General features: G+C 67.7%; 15 protein-coding genes. 7 read left to right on the top strand and 8 right to left on the bottom strand.

What is annotated here, in order from left to right; all coding sequences use genetic code 11:
• The first annotated feature begins 7 nt into the window (after nucleotides 1-7).
• On the top strand, nucleotides 8-595 hold the full coding sequence (locus tag DI276_RS37555) for a DUF4328 domain-containing protein (protein ID WP_112272662.1): 588 nt from the start codon (nucleotides 8-10) through the stop codon (nucleotides 593-595).
• On the opposite strand, the gene DI276_RS37550 is transcribed toward DI276_RS37555, so the two are convergent.
• The 5 genes from DI276_RS37550 to DI276_RS37530 all read right to left on the bottom strand — a co-directional run bounded on the left by DI276_RS37550 (nucleotide 558) and on the right by DI276_RS37530 (nucleotide 5525).
• On the bottom strand, nucleotides 558-1133 hold the full coding sequence (locus DI276_RS37550; protein ID WP_198681161.1) for a TetR/AcrR family transcriptional regulator: 576 nt from the start codon (nucleotides 1131-1133) through the stop codon (nucleotides 558-560). The genes DI276_RS37555 and DI276_RS37550 overlap by 38 nt on opposite strands.
• Nucleotides 1130-3055 (bottom strand): YhgE/Pip family protein, encoded by a 1926-nt coding sequence (locus tag DI276_RS37545; RefSeq protein WP_112272658.1) that lies wholly within the window; start codon nucleotides 3053-3055, stop codon nucleotides 1130-1132. Before DI276_RS37545 ends, DI276_RS37550 begins: the two co-directional genes overlap by 4 nt.
• Nucleotides 3052-3681 (bottom strand): ATP-binding cassette domain-containing protein, encoded by a 630-nt coding sequence (locus DI276_RS37540; protein WP_112272656.1) that lies wholly within the window; start codon nucleotides 3679-3681, stop codon nucleotides 3052-3054. Before DI276_RS37540 ends, DI276_RS37545 begins: the two co-directional genes overlap by 4 nt.
• 78 nt (nucleotides 3682-3759) lie before the next feature.
• Nucleotides 3760-4680 (bottom strand): GNAT family N-acetyltransferase, encoded by a 921-nt coding sequence (locus DI276_RS37535; RefSeq protein WP_112272653.1) that lies wholly within the window; start codon nucleotides 4678-4680, stop codon nucleotides 3760-3762.
• Between the two features lie 11 nt (nucleotides 4681-4691).
• A complete protein-coding gene (locus DI276_RS37530) occupies nucleotides 4692-5525 on the bottom strand; it encodes a class I SAM-dependent methyltransferase (protein ID WP_112272651.1) in 834 nt (277 codons plus the stop codon).
• Between the two features lie 181 nt (nucleotides 5526-5706).
• On the opposite strand from DI276_RS37530, the gene rpsA reads away from it, so the two are divergent.
• Together rpsA and DI276_RS37520 are read left to right on the top strand one after the other, a co-directional pair.
• A complete protein-coding gene (gene rpsA / locus DI276_RS37525) occupies nucleotides 5707-7197 on the top strand; it encodes a 30S ribosomal protein S1 (protein ID WP_030466565.1) in 1491 nt (496 codons plus the stop codon).
• Between the two features lie 263 nt (nucleotides 7198-7460).
• Nucleotides 7461-8078: a hypothetical protein gene (locus tag DI276_RS37520; RefSeq protein WP_112272649.1), complete on the top strand. Its 618-nt coding sequence runs from the start codon at nucleotides 7461-7463 to the stop codon at nucleotides 8076-8078.
• Here the strand turns inward: DI276_RS37520 and DI276_RS37515 are convergent.
• Nucleotides 8026-8421, bottom strand: coding sequence for a MerR family transcriptional regulator (locus DI276_RS37515; RefSeq protein WP_112272647.1), 396 nt, complete (start codon nucleotides 8419-8421; stop codon nucleotides 8026-8028). The two genes, DI276_RS37520 and DI276_RS37515, sit on opposite strands and share 53 nt — an antisense overlap.
• A gap of 53 nt (nucleotides 8422-8474) precedes the next feature.
• On the opposite strand from DI276_RS37515, the gene DI276_RS37510 reads away from it, so the two are divergent.
• Both DI276_RS37510 and coaE read left to right on the top strand, forming a co-directional pair.
• Nucleotides 8475-9740 carry an MFS transporter gene (locus DI276_RS37510; RefSeq protein WP_112272645.1) on the top strand — a complete coding sequence of 422 codons (1266 nt, stop codon included), beginning with the start codon at nucleotides 8475-8477 and terminating at the stop codon, nucleotides 9738-9740.
• A gap of 5 nt (nucleotides 9741-9745) precedes the next feature.
• Nucleotides 9746-10894, top strand: coding sequence for a dephospho-CoA kinase (gene coaE / locus DI276_RS37505; protein WP_112272643.1), 1149 nt, complete (start codon nucleotides 9746-9748; stop codon nucleotides 10892-10894).
• Here coaE and DI276_RS37500 read toward each other — a convergent pair.
• The gene (locus tag DI276_RS37500) at nucleotides 10870-11334 is read right to left on the bottom strand and encodes a DUF402 domain-containing protein (RefSeq protein WP_232837196.1); all 465 of its coding nucleotides are present in this window, start codon (nucleotides 11332-11334) and stop codon (nucleotides 10870-10872) included. The genes coaE and DI276_RS37500 overlap by 25 nt on opposite strands.
• A gap of 154 nt (nucleotides 11335-11488) precedes the next feature.
• Nucleotides 11489-11998, bottom strand: a complete 510-nt coding sequence (locus tag DI276_RS37495; RefSeq protein WP_112273413.1) for a DUF402 domain-containing protein — start codon at nucleotides 11996-11998, stop codon at nucleotides 11489-11491.
• A gap of 50 nt (nucleotides 11999-12048) precedes the next feature.
• Here DI276_RS37495 and DI276_RS37490 point away from each other — a divergent pair, with 50 nt between their 5' ends.
• On the top strand, nucleotides 12049-13134 hold the full coding sequence (locus DI276_RS37490; RefSeq protein WP_112273411.1) for a DUF5685 family protein: 1086 nt from the start codon (nucleotides 12049-12051) through the stop codon (nucleotides 13132-13134).
• 58 nt (nucleotides 13135-13192) lie between these two features.
• A complete protein-coding gene (gene uvrB / locus DI276_RS37485; RefSeq protein WP_198681160.1) occupies nucleotides 13193-15355 on the top strand; it encodes an excinuclease ABC subunit UvrB in 2163 nt (720 codons plus the stop codon).
• Nucleotides 15356-15615 lie beyond the last annotated feature (260 nt).

The following is a 15615-nucleotide window of genomic DNA, read 5'->3' as shown; positions in this document are numbered from 1 at the left end:
GGGAACGATGCACCGAGCCGGGCTGGCAGCGACGATCGCAATCGGCGTCGTGGCGGCGACCAAGGTCCTCGTCGCGGTGTTCCTGTGGCTCACGGCCGAGGCCGACCAGTACACGCCGCTCGGCGCCGTGGTGGCCGACGTGCTGTCGGGGATCTGGCTGGTCGCGTACGTCGTCGCGGCAATCCTCTTCATGCTGTGGATGAACCGGGCGCGGCGCAACGCCGAGGCCATCACGCCCCAGCAGCACCGCTTCAGGAACGTGTGGGTGGTCATCGGCTGGCTGATCCCGGTCGTGAACCTCTACATCCCCTACGCGGTGATGCAGGACATCTGGCGCGCGTCCGACCGTTCGCAGCCCACGCTCGGCCTGCAACATCGCGAGCCGAGCGGCCTGGTCCTGCTGTGGTGGATCTGCTTCCTCGCCTCGAACTTCTCCCTGACGCTGTCTGCGCAGTACGGAGTCGCGCTCGCGGTGTTCGCCACGATCTCGGCACTGCTGTCCGTCGCGGCCGCGGTGCTCGGCGCCCAGGTGATCCGTCGGCTGAACGCGATGCAGGTCACCGACCAGAACGCATTCCCCGCACCAGCAGCATGACCGAGTCGCGCACCTGCGCCCGCGTTCGCTCCGGCTGAAAGACCTGCCAGTCCAGAGCGATCACGAGCAGCGTGCCGAACAACGCCGCCGACGCGGTGCCGACCTCGACACCCTCCGGCAGGCGGCCCGCGTCGGACAGGCGCTTCATCTGACCGCGCACGATCGACACGATGTCGTCGCGCAGCAGCGAGAGAGTGCCGTGCCACTGGCCCGGCGTGCGCCACAGCTCGGAGACCAGGAGCTGGCCGAACGCCGGGTACTCGGCCCAGAAGCCGAGCATCTCGTCGACCAGCGCCTCCAGCGAGTCGTCGGCGCTCTCGGCGGACCGCAGCCGGCCCGCGAGGATCTCCACTCCGTGCCTGAGCAGGGCTTCTACCAGGGCGTCCTTCGAGGCGAAGTTGTAGTAGATCGTGCCCTTGGCGACGCCTGCCTCCGCGGCGATCTCGTCGACCGTCACCGAGGCGGCGCCCCGTTCGCCGACCAGCTTCAACGCCGCGTCGAAGAGCTTCTGCTTGGTCGCGGTGGTGCGCGCGCTCACAGCACCAGCTCCGGCTTCAGCCTCGACGCTGTCCACACCCGCTGCCTGTAAGCCGCCACGGATGACAAGGCTAGGGCCCCGACCAGCCAGGCGAGAAGGATCAAAGCGTCATGGCCGACGGCGCCGAGGTCGCCGCCGTACATCAGATGACGCAGGCCGTCGACCGCGTAGCCCATCGGCAGGCCGTAGTGCAGCGGGTACAGCGGCGCCGGGATCGTCTGCCACGGGAACGTGCCGCCAGCGCTGACCAGCTGCAGGATCAGCAGGATCAGGCCAAGGAACTTGCCGACGGCGCCGAACGTGGCGTTCAGCGCGTGCAGGATCGCCACGAACGTCAGTGACATCAGCGCGAGGAACGCGAACGTGCCGAAGGGGTTCGACGGCTCGATGTCGACCACGAACCGCACCACCGAGAACATCACGAGCACCTGCACGATGCCGAGCAACGCACCCGGCAGCCAACCGCCCAACGCGACACGCAACGCGGACTGCCCAGCGGCCAACGCACGGCGTGACAGCGGGCGCAGCAGCAGGAAGAGCACGAACGCGCCGATCCACGTCGCCAGGCCCAAGAAGAACGGAGCCAGACCGGCGCCGTAAGTGGCGGCCTTCGTCTGGGACAGGCCCTTCACCGCCACCGGGTCACCGATCGCGGCAGCGATGGCCGCACGGGTCGGGTCGTCCGCGTTCGGGATCTTGTTGACGCCGCCGGACAGGCCGTCGCGCAGCTGAGCCGCGCCGTCCGCGAGCTTGGTGGAGCCGTCGACGAACTGCGGCGTGCCCGCGGAGACCTTCTGCAGGCCGTCGCGGATCTTCGCGTTGCCGTCCGCGAGAGAGGTGAGGCCGTCGTCGACCTTCACGATGCCGTCGTAGAGGCCGGGCATCTTCGACGCGAGCTGCTCGGCGCCGTCGGCCACCTGGTCCGCGCCGTTCGCGAGCTTGCGCAGATCGCCCGACGCGCTCTGGACCTTGCCGTTGGCGTCGTCGACCGGCTTGCGGACCTGGCCGATCGTGGACATCACGTTCTGCACCTGGGCATCGGAGAAGCCCAAGGCGCGCAAGCGGTTCGCAATGTCACCGTTGGCCTGGTCGAGCACGCCGACCAACGCCTGCGCCTTCTTCGCGTACTCCTCGGCCTGCCGCGCGGCGGTCTCGTTGCCGTCCGCGACCTGGCGTGCGCCGTTCGCGAGCTGACGCGTGCTGTCGGGCAGTACGGAGGCCTGCGAACGCATCTGGTGCGTGCCGTCCCGCAACTGCGCGGCGCCGTTCGCGGCCGTCACCGAGCCGGGGTAGAGCTGCTGGGCGCCGGTGTCGAGCTCCTTGAGCTTGTCACGCAGCTCTGCGTTGCCGGTCGCGAGCTGCGTGGCGCCGTCGACGGCCTTGGTCGTCTCCTGGCGGATCGTGGAGAAGCCGAGCAGCAGCTTGTCCGCGGCCTGGCTGGAGACCTTCGCCGTGACGGCGCGGCGCACCTCGGCGACGACCTGGTTCGCGATCGTGCTGCCCAGGTAGTTGTTGGCGTCGTTGGTGGTCAGCGTGAGCACGCCCTGCCGCGGCTTGTTCTGCTCCGCGGACGTGAGCGCCTCGGAGAAGTCCTCCGGCAGCGTCAACGCGAAGATGTACGTGCCCTTGCGCACGCCGTCGTCGGCGTCGGCGGGGTTGTCCACCACGTGCCAGTTGAACTTCTTGCCGTTGAGCAGCTCGTCCGCGACCTGCTTGCCGGCGTTGAGGTCCTTGGCGCCCTTGTCCTTGACGACCAGCGCGGCCGGGACCTGGTTGAGGTTCGCGTACGGGTCCTTGTTGGCGTACAGGTACAGCGACGCGTAGAGCAGCGGCACCAGGGCCAGCGCGACCACCGCGAGCCGGGGCAGGGTGCCGGACGTGACCCGGCGAATTTCGTTGAAGGCCATGCGAAGGGCGCTCATGCGGTGATCTCCATCTTGGTGTTGTTGTCCTCACCAAGGCGCGCGTGCGGGATGTCGAGGATGTGAGCGGAGGAGTTCGAGCACAGGGCGACCACGGACCGTTCGGGGGTCACGTAGTTGTGCGCCAAGGCGAACCACTCGCGCGGGTTGGGGTGGTAGCGGTCGGGGCAGTCGAGGACGAGCGCCGTGACGCCGGGACGCTCCGAGGCGAGCTCGAGCAGCACCGCGCACCGCGTCTGCGCCGGCACGTGTTCGAAGCGCTTGGCCGCGTGCTCGTCGGCGGCGTGCTCGACCAACCAGTCGTGCACCGCCTTCTTGCTCGAGCGCATGCCGTTCATCGCGAGCTCTTCGCCGACGACGGCGGCCAGGGTCAGCGCGTCCTCCGGCTCGTTCACGTCGGGGGCGTCGATCAGCACGACCTGCTTGCGCAGCGTCTTCGCGTCCGGCGACACCGTGCCCGTCGAGGGCTTGATGCGGCCGGAGAGCAGCAGGCCGAGCGCGGTGTGGCCGGTGCCGGGGTCGCCCGCGACCAGGGTCAGCTCGCCGGGTTTCACGGTCAGCGAAGTCGGGCGGAGCAGGGGACCATGTCCCCCGTTGACGCCTGCGCGACTTGCGTGGATTTCCACGTCTTTACCTTCCGTTTAAACTGACCGGTCAGTACAAATTCTCCCGCAGACGTGGCCCCGTGGCAACTCGGACATAGGTCACCTAAGGGCGGAGGCGGGGCGTACTTCCCAGACGGTCCACAGCGGCCGGTAGCCCTGACGTGGCCAGAAGACGCTGCTCAGCGGGTTCGGCGGGTTGTAGTAGAGATACGTGCCGACCGCCCCCATGCGGTGCAGCTCCTGGTGGGCGTGGGCGACGAGCTGCTGGCCGATGCCGGTGCCGCGGGCGCCGGGCAGCACCGAGAGGCAGTTCACATAACCCCAGCGGCCGCGGGGCAGGCGCATGGCCGCGCTGGTACCCGGTTCGGACGACACGATCGCGCACTCGGCCAGCGCCACCGCGATGCCGTCGCGCTCGGCCAGCCAGATCGGGCTCGCGTTGGTGAGGCGTTCGGCGAGGGCCCGGCTCTTCAGGGCGCGTGCCTCCGGCCGCACGATCGTGGAGCCGACGAACGACGAGTACTCAAGCTCCGCGAGCGACAGCTCCAGCACGGTCTCCAGGTCGTGCGGGGTGGCGCGGCGGATGGTGAGCGTGCGCGGGACGCGTGGCGCGGGCGTGCGCAGCCTGACCCCGAGCACGGACAGCGGCACCAGGCCGTGGTCGAGGAACGCGCGCGCGGCCTTCGTGTCGCGGCTCGGCCAGTGCACGACGCACGCGGTGTCCTCGCCGATCTCCTGCGCGTCGAGGTGCCGGCGCCACCGCGTGAGCAGCGCGTCCATGCCCTGCGTGGTGCCGACCAGCGGCAACAGCTCCCACACCTCGGCCGCGGACCAGAGCCGCGTGATCGAGTGGGGTTCGAAGGACTGGTGGCTGATGACCCCGGCGACGCGCGTGCCGTCCGCGAGCGCTGCCGTGATGACGTGGCCGTCCGTCGGCGGTTCGACGGCGGACGGGAGCAACGGGTCCAGTGACGCGAACCGTGCTGACTGGGCCGCCACGAGTCCGCGTGCCGAGGTCATGAGCGTTGAGATTACGACGTCAGGCGCGTCCGGAAGATCGCGGTGCCGGGGAAGAGCTTGCCCCGCAGCGGGCTCCACTGCCCCCAGACGCGCGTGTGCCCCTGCGGCCACTCCGGCTCGACCAGGTCTTCGAGGACGAAACCCGTGGTGGTGAGTGCGCGGATGTAGTCGCCGAGCGTGCGGTGGTGCTCGACGTAGGTGGCGTGGCCCTCGCCGTCGACCTCTACATAGGGGGTGCGGTCGAAGTACGACTGCGTCACGGTGAGGCCGAGCGGGCCCGGGTCGTCCGGGAAGATCCAGCGCATCGGGTGGTTGACCGCGAAGACCCACGGTGATCCGGGCTTGAGCACGCGGGCGACCTCGCTGAAGACCTCCTGAACGTCCGCCACGAACGGCACGGCGCCGAACGCCGAGCAGGCGGCGTCGAAGCTCGCGTCCCTGAAGGGCAGCTGATCAGCGCTGGCCTGCACGAGGGGCACGTCGATGCCGGTCTTGGCGTTGTTCTCACGCGCGTGGCGGAGCATGCCCGCGGAGATGTCGAACGCGGTGACGTTGGCGCCGTTGGCCTTGAGCCAGCGGGCGCACGGGGCGCTGCCGGAGCCGACCTCCAGGACGCTCTGACCTGCTGTGTTGCCGAGGAAGCGGACCTCTTCCTCACGCAGGCCCTCGGGGCACCAGACGAAGTCGGCCGCGCCCAGGAAGTCGCCGTGCGTGTCGTGGTAGTCGTCCGCGTCCGCGTCCCACCAGATGCGGTTCGCCGCACGTGACTCGGCGGCGTCCGCTCCGCGCTTGACGATGCCGGCCGTGCCGAGCGCTTGCTCCGCGCTCGCGTGCTGGTTGGACACACTGCTCCTTCACATGGGGGCTGGTTTGCTCACACCTCTCGCGGCCGCGTACGATAACGCCCGCGTAGTGGGTTAGTGCTGCCCATGATCCAGAACGGTCGGGGATTCCAGGTCGCTGCGATGCTGCGCGCGCACCACTACCACTCATTCAATGCCAATCCGTACCGGAGCCACCTACCTAATGTCCACCGACACCACCACCGCCCCCGTTGCCGCTGCGCCCAAGCAGGTCGCGATCAACGACATCGGGACGGAGGAGGACTTCCTCGCTGCTATCGACAAGACGATCAAGTACTTCAACGATGGCGACATCGTTGAGGGCACGATCGTCAAGGTCGACCGGGACGAGGTCCTGCTCGACATCGGCTACAAGACCGAGGGCGTCATCCCCTCGCGCGAACTGTCGATCAAGCACGACGTCGATCCCGCCGAGGTTGTCTCCGTCGGTGACGAGGTCGAGGCACTTGTTCTCCAGAAGGAGGACAAGGAAGGCCGCCTGATCCTCTCCAAGAAGCGCGCCCAGTACGAGCGCGCCTGGGGCACCATCGAGGCCCTCAAGGAGAAGGACGAGCCCGTCAAGGGCACCGTCATCGAGGTCGTCAAGGGTGGTCTCATCCTCGACATCGGCCTCCGCGGCTTCCTCCCCGCCTCGCTCGTCGAGATGCGTCGCGTCCGCGACCTCCAGCCGTACGTCGGCCGTGAGCTCGAGGCGAAGATCATCGAGCTGGACAAGAACCGCAACAACGTGGTCCTGTCCCGCCGCGCGTGGCTCGAGCAGACCCAGTCCGAGGTCCGCAGCGAGTTCCTCAACCAGCTGCAGAAGGGCCAGGTCCGCAAGGGCGTCGTGTCCTCGATCGTCAACTTCGGTGCCTTCGTGGACCTGGGTGGCGTCGACGGTCTCGTCCACGTCTCGGAGCTGTCCTGGAAGCACATCGACCACCCGTCCGAGGTTGTCGAGGTCGGCCAGGAAGTCACCGTCGAGGTCCTCGACGTCGACATGGAGCGCGAGCGCGTGTCGCTCTCGCTGAAGGCCACGCAGGAAGACCCGTGGCGCCAGTTCGCCCGCACCCACGCGATCGGCCAGATCGTGCCGGGCAAGGTCACGAAGCTGGTTCCGTTCGGTGCGTTCGTCCGCGTGGACGAGGGCATCGAGGGCCTGGTCCACATCTCCGAGCTGGCCGAGCGCCACGTGGAGATCCCGGAGCAGGTCGTCCAGGTCGGCGACGACGTCATGGTCAAGGTCATCGACATCGACCTCGACCGTCGTCGGATCTCGCTGTCGCTCAAGCAGGCCAACGAGGGCTTCACGGTCGACACCGAGTTCGACCCGACCCAGTACGGCATGGCCGCCGAGTACGACGACCAGGGCAACTACATCTACCCCGAGGGCTTCGACCCGGAGACCCAGGAGTGGCAGGACGGCTTCGACAAGCAGCGTGAGGAGTGGGAGCGCCAGTACGCCGAGGCGCACACTCGTTACGAGGCCCACATGAAGCAGATCCGCAAGGCCGCTGAGGCTGAGGAAGAGGCTTCGGCCGAGGGTGCGGGCAACTACACCTCGGGTGGGGACGCTCCGTCGGCTTCCGTTGGCGCGCCGGCTCAGTCCGGTGGCACGCTGGCTTCCGACGAGCAGCTTGCTGCTCTGCGGGAGAAGCTGTCTGGCGGTATGTGAGTTAGCCAGCTAGATCTTCGAAGGCCCCCGTGCTTTGGCGCGGGGGCCTTCGACTTTTTTGTCGGACCCTCTGAGTAGGTTGAGTTGTAGGGGTTTCCGGTTCGAGGGTAGGTGGTGCGGCTCGTGACGAGGACCCATCCGAACCGCGTCTCAAGCTTTCAAGCGCCTCGGCTTCGCCTTCGCATCGGCTTGGCTTCGCCTTCGCGTCGTCACCGTTCACTCCGTGGTGGAGGGCTTTGGGCGTTGTGTAGGTTGGCAAACCTATGCGTGGGAACAAGTTCTTCGTGGTGCTTGGCGCTGTGGCGCTGATGGTCTGCGCGGCCTGCCAGTCTGCGGCACCGCAAACCCAGGCGCCGCCGCCGCAGATTCCGAAGATCACTCCGCCTACCACGGCGTCCAAGGTGCCGGCCATGGTTGATCGGCCGTTGCCGGACGACTGCGAGCTCGTGGTGTCGGTGGATGTCATGAACGCGACGCTCGGGCAGGCGTTGCCCGGCGAGCCGCGGATCATCATCGGCATCAAGGAGCCTGGGATCGGGCGGACCGGCAAGATCGATTGTTACTACGGGATTCCCGAGAAGAAGAACCTGCCGGACGCGAAGATCGTCATCGGGCTGTCGACCTACACGGACGACCTCACGGCTCGGACGCGCGTCACCGAGAGCGTCGAGGCTGAGCGGCAGGACGGGGCGAAGATCACCGAGGTTGACGTCGGGAAGCAGAAGGGGACGTTGATCGAGGGCAAGGACGAGCAGCTGTTGATCGGGTCGCTCGGGAAGTCGACGTTCGTGGTGCGCAACCGGCACAACTTCATCCCGAAGGAGCGGCTCACCGCGATCCTGCCGGTGCTGGCGCAGCAGTCGATGACGCCGCCGGTGTAGCGGTGATGATCGCGTCCAGGGCGGACTGGGCCTCTTGCAGTACGCGGATGGACTCGGCGATGCGGGCGCGTTCCACGAGCAGTTCGTCCACCAGTTCCGGGCAGATCGAGGCGATCAGGCGTTCGCCTTCCACGCCCATGCACGGCAGCACGTCGGCGATGGTGTTCGTGGACAGACCGGCCGCCAGCAGAGTGCGGACGTGGGCCACGCGCAGCACGTCGGAGTCGGCGTAGACGCGGTAGCCGCTGGGCTGGCGTTGTGGTGTCAGCAGGCCCTGTTCTTCGTAGTAGCGCAGCAGCCGTTGGCTCACTCCGGTGCGCCGCGCCAGCTCTCCGATTCGCACGCGAGTTTCCCCCCTTGACTCTCACACCCATGTGAGACTTTAGCGTCGGGATCATGGAAACTCGATCAAGGGAAAGCATTCGGTCCTGGTTGGGGCTGGCGGTTCTCACGCTGCCCACGGCGCTGCTCGCCATGGACGTCACGATCCTCTTCCTCGCGTCCCCGCACCTCGCGAAGAGCTTGCAGCCGAGCGGGCCGGAGCTGCTCTGGATTCTCGACAGCTACGGGTTCGTGATCGCCGCGCTGCTCATACCGATGGGGGTGCTCGGCGATCGGATCGGGCGGCGCAGGCTGTTGTTCATCGGGGCGGCGGCGTTCGCGGGCGGGTCTGTGTTGGCCGCTTATGCGCCTACCGCTGAGGCGTTGATTGCGGCACGGGCGTTGCTCGGTGTCGCCGGGGCGACGTTGATGCCGTCCACGTTGGCGTTGATCAGCACGATGTTCCAGGCTCGGCGCGGTACGGCGATCGGGATCTGGGCGGCGGCCATTTCCGGTGGTGTTGCGCTCGGTCCGGTGGTCGGGGGCGCCCTGTTGGAGACGTGGTGGTGGGGGTCGGCGTTTCTCGTCGCGGTGCCCGTCATGATGTTGGTGCTGGTCACGGGGCCGTTCGTGCTGCCGGAACACCGAGGGCCGGTGCAGCGGGTGGACCTGCTGAGCGTCGCGCTGGTGTTGGTGGCGACGGTGCTGACGGTGTACGGCATCAAGCACTTCGACGTCGTGCCGGCCGTGGTGGGGCTTGGGTTCGGGGCGTTGTTCGTGTGGCGGCAACGGAGGATTGCGCAGCCGTTGATCGAGACAGCGCTGTTCCGGGGGCGGTTCGTGCGTGCGGTTGTGGTGCTGGTGGGGGACGCTGCGGTCACGGCGGGGATGTACCTGTTGGTCACGCAGCAGTTGCAGCAGCACTTTTCGCCGTTGCGGGCCGGGTTGCTGTTGTTGCCCGCGGCTGTGGCGATGATCGTCACTTCGGTGCTGGCTCCGCGGCTGGCTGCCCGGTTCGGTGCTGGGCGGACGGTGGCGGCGGCGTTGGTGGTGGCTGGTGTGGGGTTCGTGATCATGCCGTACGCGACTGTGCTCGGTCTTGCGGTGGTTTATCTCGGGCAGGGGCCGGTGATGGCGTTGAGCACGGACCTCATCGTTGGTGCGGCGCCGGTGGAGAAGGCGGGTTCGGCGGCGGCGGTGTCGGAGACGGGTATGGAGTTCGGGCTGGCGCTTGGGGTCGCGGTGATCGGGACGATGGGGGCGGCCACGAGTTTTGGCACGGTCGCGGTGGTGGCGGCGGTGGTGTCGGTGCTGTTGGTGCCGTTGGCCCGGCTAACCTGACCGACATGCTCAGGGTGGGGTTGACCGGCGGAATCGGGTCCGGCAAGTCGACGATCGCGCGGCTGCTCGAGGAGCGCGGCGCTGTTGTCGTCGACGCGGACAAGCTTGCTCGTGAGGTGTTGGAGCCTGGCAGTGATGGGCTCAAGGAGGTCGTCAAGGCGTTCGGGGCGGACGTTCTGAACGATGACGGGACCTTGAACCGGGCGGCGTTGGCGGCCAAGGCGTTTGCTTCCGAGGAGGCTCGGCAGACGCTCAACGGGATCACGCATCCGCGCATCGGGGCGTTGACCGGGCAGCGGATGGCTGAGGCTCCCGAGGACGCGATCGTGGTGCACGACATTCCGTTGCTGGTGGAGCGGGATTTGGCGGCGGCGTATCACCTGGTGATCGTGGTGTACGCGGATGCTGAGACGCGGCTGCGCAGGCTGGTCGGCAGTCGGGGGATGGACGAGAACGACGCGAGGCAGCGGATTGCCGCGCAGGCCACGGATGAGCAGCGGCGTGCTGTTGCTGATGTGTGGCTGGACAATTCGGGGGAGGTTCCGGACGTCACCGGGTTGTGGGATCGGCTGGTGGGGTTCGAGAAGAACGTTCGGACGCAGTCGTACGCGTCGGGGGCGCCGATCGTGGTGCCGTATGACGAGCGGTGGCCTGCTCAGGCTCGGCGGGTGGCGCGGCGGATCAGCGTGGCGGCTGGTGGGCGGCATGTCGAGCACATCGGGTCGACTGCGGTTCCTGGGCTTGCGGCCAAGGACGTGCTGGACTTCCAGCTCGGGGTCGAGGACGTGGAGACGGCTGACGCGCTGCGGGATGCGTTGGGGCAGGCTGGTTTTCCGTATTTGGGGCAGTACGAGGACACGGCGCGCGGCGAGGGCGACTGGAGCAAGCGGTTGCACGCCGGGGCGGATCCGGGGCGGCGGGTCAACCTGCACGTGCGGGTCGAGGGTGGGGCCGGTTGGCGGTGGGCGATCGACTTCCGCGACTGGCTGCGGCACGACGCGCAGGCGCTGGAGGAGTACGCGGACCTCAAGTTGCAGCTGTCACAACGATTTGCTGCTGATTCCACGGCCTTTGCCTACGGTGCGGCAAAGGATCCCTGGATGGAGACGGCTGTGAAGCGCGTCCAGGCCTACAAGGGCGGCCAGGCGTCGTAGATGCCGTGCCACGTCAGCCAGCTCGTGAGGTTGTGGTTGACGTTGCTGAGCTCTTCGAGGGTGCGGTGGACCGTGCGCAGGGCCTGGTCGGCGTCGCCGGGGCGCAGGACGCGGCCCGCGACGGCGGCGGCGAACTCCTCGCTGCGGACGATGCGGGCCGTGGTGCCGCCGGGAACTGCCAGGCCCAGCAACAGGTCCGTGGTCTGCCAGTGGCGGTGGTCGCGCTCGACCCGGACGGCGGAGAGCACGCTCGGGCCGCTGCGGGCGTGCCGGGAGCGGGCGCGGTAGGTCGTGAGGCGCAGGCCCAGTTCGGGCAGCAGCCAGGTGACCTCGGCGTCGGAGAAGGGGTCTTCGGGGGTGGGATGTTCGATCCGGAGGCCCCACCGTTCGACGTCGCACGAACTGAGGGTTCGCGAGCCACCGGACGAATAGGTTCGCACTCCCGAAATGGTGTCGACGACGTCTACCAGCTGAGGTGTAGTGACCGCTCCCACGCCGCCGAGGGTAGTCAAATAAGTGCGCCCAGTTACCCGCCGGGTCGATTTGTTACGTCACGGTCAGATGACGACCACACTCTGTGTATCAACCGGTGTGTCAACGCCAGGTGGTGGGACAACCCGAAGAGGTGAGCCACCTGACCACATCGTGACCGTGCGCTGAAATTCCGGACACCGCTGAGTAGGTGGTTTCCAACGCCCATTGCGCCCGTTCAGGCGTGATCAACTTGTGCTGAACTGCGGTGATCAACTCGTCCGTGTCCAGCACGGTGACGCTGTGACCCGTTCGGACGATCAGGTCGAGGTACAGGTCCGTTGTTTTCCAGACGCTGCCGATCGCGTTGATCTCCACGACGTCCACGTAGAAGTCGAAGTCGATCACGTGGCCGGGGTGCCAGGACTGCCGCGTGACCCGGATGTTGAGCTTGGGCAGGAACCAGCTCTCGAAGTGGCTGATCTTCGGATGCCCCGCCAGCGGCCGGAACATGTAGAGGCCGGTCGGGGTGAGCCGGTACTCGTCGACGCTCCTCAACTGCCCCTTGGGATCGGTGTTGCTCTTGGCGTCCAGGTCGAAGTACTCGATCTTCGGCGGATGGATGTGTGCCACGTGGCCGATACTGCCATCGAAACCTGAGACGGCCACTTAGGATGCGCCGCATGTTCGGGATCATCCGCCCCTGCCGCAATCGAATGGGCGCTGAGCTGCGGTCCGCGTGGCTTGCGCACCTGTGCGGGATGTGTCTGTCGTTGCGCGACGAGCACGGTCATGTCTCGCGGCTCGTCACCAACTACGACGGGCTGATGATCTCGGCGATGGTCGAGGCGCAGAGCGGCCTGTCGCGGAGGTCCGCTGGGCCGTGCGCGTTGCGCGGGCTGAAGTCCGCGGACGTGGCGATCGGGGCGGGCGCGCGGCTGGCGGCGTCGGTGTCGCTGGTGCTGGCGTCGTTGAAGATCCACGACCACGTGGACGACGGCGACGGACTGGCCGGCAAGGTCGGCTGGGCTGGGCGCGCGGTGGCGCAGCGCTGGGCTGCCAAGGGGTTCGACACGGCGTCCGACCTGGGGTTCGACGCGTCCGTGATGGTCGACTCGGTGCGGCGGCAGCCACTCGTCGAGGCGGCTGCCGGTGTGGGCAGCTCGGTGCTGGTGGTGACCGAGCCGACGGAGACCGCGACCGGGTTCGCGGTGGCGCAGACGGCGGTGCTGGCCGGGAAGCCCGGCAACGTCGAGCCGTTGCGCGAGGTTGGGCGGCTGTTCGGGCGGGTTGCCCACCTGATCGACGCCGCGGAGGACCTGGAGTCCGACCGCGCGGCCGGCGCGTGGAACCCGTTGCTGGCCACCGGGACTTCGGTCGCTGAGGCGCATCGGCTGTGTCTGGACGCGGTGACGGGCATCCGGCTGGCGCTGGACGAGGTCGAGTTCACCGACGCGCGGCTGGTGCACAAGCTGCTGGTGCACGAGCTGGAGGAGTCGATCACTCGCGTGTTCGGCAAGCGGCGCGCTCCGGAGAAGCCCTCGCGGTCGAATCCGGGTAGCGGGTTGTGGGCGTTCCCGCGGTTGAACCCGGTGCCCCGGCCGCGCGGGTGCTTCGCCGGCAGCGGGGCGTTCCTCTACATGTGCGGGACCTGCCAGTTCTGCTGCCGCGACCCGTTCCCCGGTCCGTGGAGCGACAAGCGCAGGGAGAACCCGCTCGACTGCGACGGCTGCGAGTGCTGCGACTGCAACTGCTGCCCGTGCGACTGAGGGGCCTCTGACCAGCGCCGATCTGAAATTGTCAGACCCCCGGCGTAACGTGCTTCCCGTGGCTTTCGCAACCGAGCTCCCGCCAGAGGAGAGCACCGTCAAGGCGCACTCCGAGCACCGTCCCGTCGGCGACATCGTCCGCACCGACGGGCAGTTCCGCGTGGTCAGCGAGTACCAGCCGGCCGGCGACCAGCCCGCGGCCATCGACGAGCTGGAACGCCGCGTCCGCACCGGCGAGCGCGACGTGGTGCTGCTCGGCGCCACGGGTACCGGCAAGTCGGCGACCACGGCCTGGCTGGTCGAACGGCTGCAGCGCCCCACGCTGGTCATGGCGCCGAACAAGACCCTGGCCGCCCAGCTGGCGAACGAGCTGAAGGAGCTCTTCCCGCACAACGCGGTGGAGTACTTCGTCAGCTACTACGACTACTACCAGCCAGAGGCGTACATCCCGCAGACGGACACGTACATCGAGAAGGACTCCTCGATCAACGAGGACGTGGAGCGCCTCCGCCACTCGGCCACCATGTCGCTGCTGACCCGCCGCGACGTGATCGTGGTCGCCTCGGTGTCGTGCATCTACGGCCTGGGCACGCCCCAGTCGTACCTCGACCGCTCGATCCGGCTGGAGACGGGCGTGGAGGTCGACCGCGACGCGTTCCTGCGCCTGCTGGTCGACGTCCAGTACAACCGCAACGACATGTCGTTCACCCGCGGCTCGTTCCGGGTGCGCGGCGACACGGTGGAGATCATCCCGTCCTACGAGGAGCTCGCGGTCCGCGTCGAGTTCTTCGGCGACGAGATCGACAAGCTCTACTACCTGCACCCGCTGACGGGCGACGTCGTCCGCGAGGTCTCCGACCTCCGGATCTTCCCCGCCACCCACTACGTGGCGGGCCCGGAGCGCATGGAGCGCGCCATCCGCGACATCGAGGCCGAGCTGGAGACGACGCTCGCCCAGATGGAACGGCAGGGCAAGCTGCTCGAAGCCCAGCGCCTGCGCATGCGCACGTCCTACGACATCGAGATGATGCGCCAGGTCGGCTTCTGCAACGGCATCGAGAACTACTCCCGCCACATCGACGGCCGCGGCGCCGGCACCGCGCCGGCCACGCTGCTCGACTACTTCCCCGACGACTTCCTGATGGTCATCGACGAGTCGCACGTGACGGTGCCGCAGATCGGCGGCATGTACGAGGGCGACGCCTCCCGCAAGCGCAACCTCGTCGAACACGGCTTCCGCCTCCCCTCCGCGCTCGACAACCGCCCGCTGACCTGGGAGGAGTTCGCCGACCGGATCGGCCAGGTCGTGTACCTGTCGGCGACGCCAGGCCCGTACGAGCTCGGGCAGTCCGGCGGTGAGTTCGTCGAGCAGGTGATTCGGCCTACCGGCCTGGTCGACCCCGAGGTCGTCGTGAAGCCGACCGAGGGGCAGATCGACGATCTGGTGCACTCGATCCGGGAGCGGGCGGAGCGGGACGAGCGCGTCCTGGTCACCACGCTGACCAAGAAGATGGCCGAGGACCTCACGGACTACCTGCTGGAGCTGGGGATCCGCGTCCGGTACCTGCACTCCGAGGTCGACACGTTGCGGCGAGTCGAGCTGCTGCGGCAGTTGCGGCTCGGTGAGTTCGACGTGCTGATCGGCATCAACCTGCTGCGGGAGGGCCTCGACCTGCCCGAGGTGTCGCTGGTGGCGATCCTCGACGCGGACAAGGAAGGGTTCCTGCGGTCCGGCACTTCGCTGGTGCAGACGATCGGTCGTGCGGCTCGTAACGTGTCCGGTGAGGTCCACATGTACGCGGACAAGATCACCGACTCGATGCGGCACGCGATCGAGGAGACCAACCGGCGGCGCGAGAAGCAGGTCGCCTACAACACCTCGCGCGGGATTGATCCGCAGCCGTTGCGGAAGAAGATCACCGACATTCTGGAGGCGGTGTACTCCGAGGTCGAGGACGAGGTTCCGGTTGGTGGGTCTGGGCGGAACCAGTCTCGGGGGAAGCGGGCTACCGGCGAGGGTGGTCGGTCTTCTGGGGTGGTGGCTTCGCATGAGCGGGCCGGGATGGCTCGGTCGGAGCTTGCTGATCTGGTGCAGTCGTTGACTGATCAGATGATGAACGCGGCTCGGGATCTGCAGTTCGAGTTGGCGGCTCGGTTGCGGGATGAGATTCAGGATTTGAAGAAGGAGTTGCGGGGGATGGATGCGGCTGGGGTTAAGTGAGGTTTGAGTCGCTGTTGTGGCTCCTTGTTGGGTCGCCTTCGGCGTCCTGCGCGCCGGTTGCGTAGGTCGTCCCCCTGTTTCGTTGGCGGCTGGCGGGTTGTTGTCCGTGCGGGGTCGCCTTGCGTGCTTGGGGTTCCGGTTTCGTAGCGTTCCCCAGTTGCTTGGGCATGTTCCTGTTGCGTGGGTGGTGCGGTCCGCCCGCACCGCGTTTCAAGCGTTCAAGCAGCTCGTCTTCGCCTTCGCTTCCACCCCCGCCTTCG

The sequence above is a fragment of the Lentzea terrae genome (assembly GCF_003265345.1).
Lineage (GTDB): Bacteria > Actinomycetota > Actinomycetes > Mycobacteriales > Pseudonocardiaceae > Lentzea > Lentzea terrae.
The sequence above is the reverse complement of the archived record's forward strand: the minus strand, read 5'-3'. Positions and strand labels throughout refer to the sequence as shown.

What these genes read in the sequence shown, in the direction of transcription:
- DI276_RS37555 (WP_112272662.1), top strand. Translation starts at nt 8, where the DNA reads ATGCACCGAGCCGGGCTGGCAGCGACGATCGCAATCGGCGTCGTGGCG.
- DI276_RS37545 (WP_112272658.1), bottom strand. Translation starts at nt 3,055, where the DNA reads ATGAGCGCCCTTCGCATGGCCTTCAACGAAATTCGCCGGGTCACGTCC.
- DI276_RS37535 (WP_112272653.1), bottom strand. Translation starts at nt 4,680, where the DNA reads ATGACCTCGGCACGCGGACTCGTGGCGGCCCAGTCAGCACGGTTCGCG.
- rpsA (WP_030466565.1), top strand. Translation starts at nt 5,707, where the DNA reads ATGTCCACCGACACCACCACCGCCCCCGTTGCCGCTGCGCCCAAGCAG.
- DI276_RS37520 (WP_112272649.1), top strand. Translation starts at nt 7,461, where the DNA reads ATGCGTGGGAACAAGTTCTTCGTGGTGCTTGGCGCTGTGGCGCTGATG.
- DI276_RS37510 (WP_112272645.1), top strand. Translation starts at nt 8,475, where the DNA reads ATGGAAACTCGATCAAGGGAAAGCATTCGGTCCTGGTTGGGGCTGGCG.
- coaE (WP_112272643.1), top strand. Translation starts at nt 9,746, where the DNA reads ATGCTCAGGGTGGGGTTGACCGGCGGAATCGGGTCCGGCAAGTCGACG.
- DI276_RS37490 (WP_112273411.1), top strand. Translation starts at nt 12,049, where the DNA reads ATGTTCGGGATCATCCGCCCCTGCCGCAATCGAATGGGCGCTGAGCTG.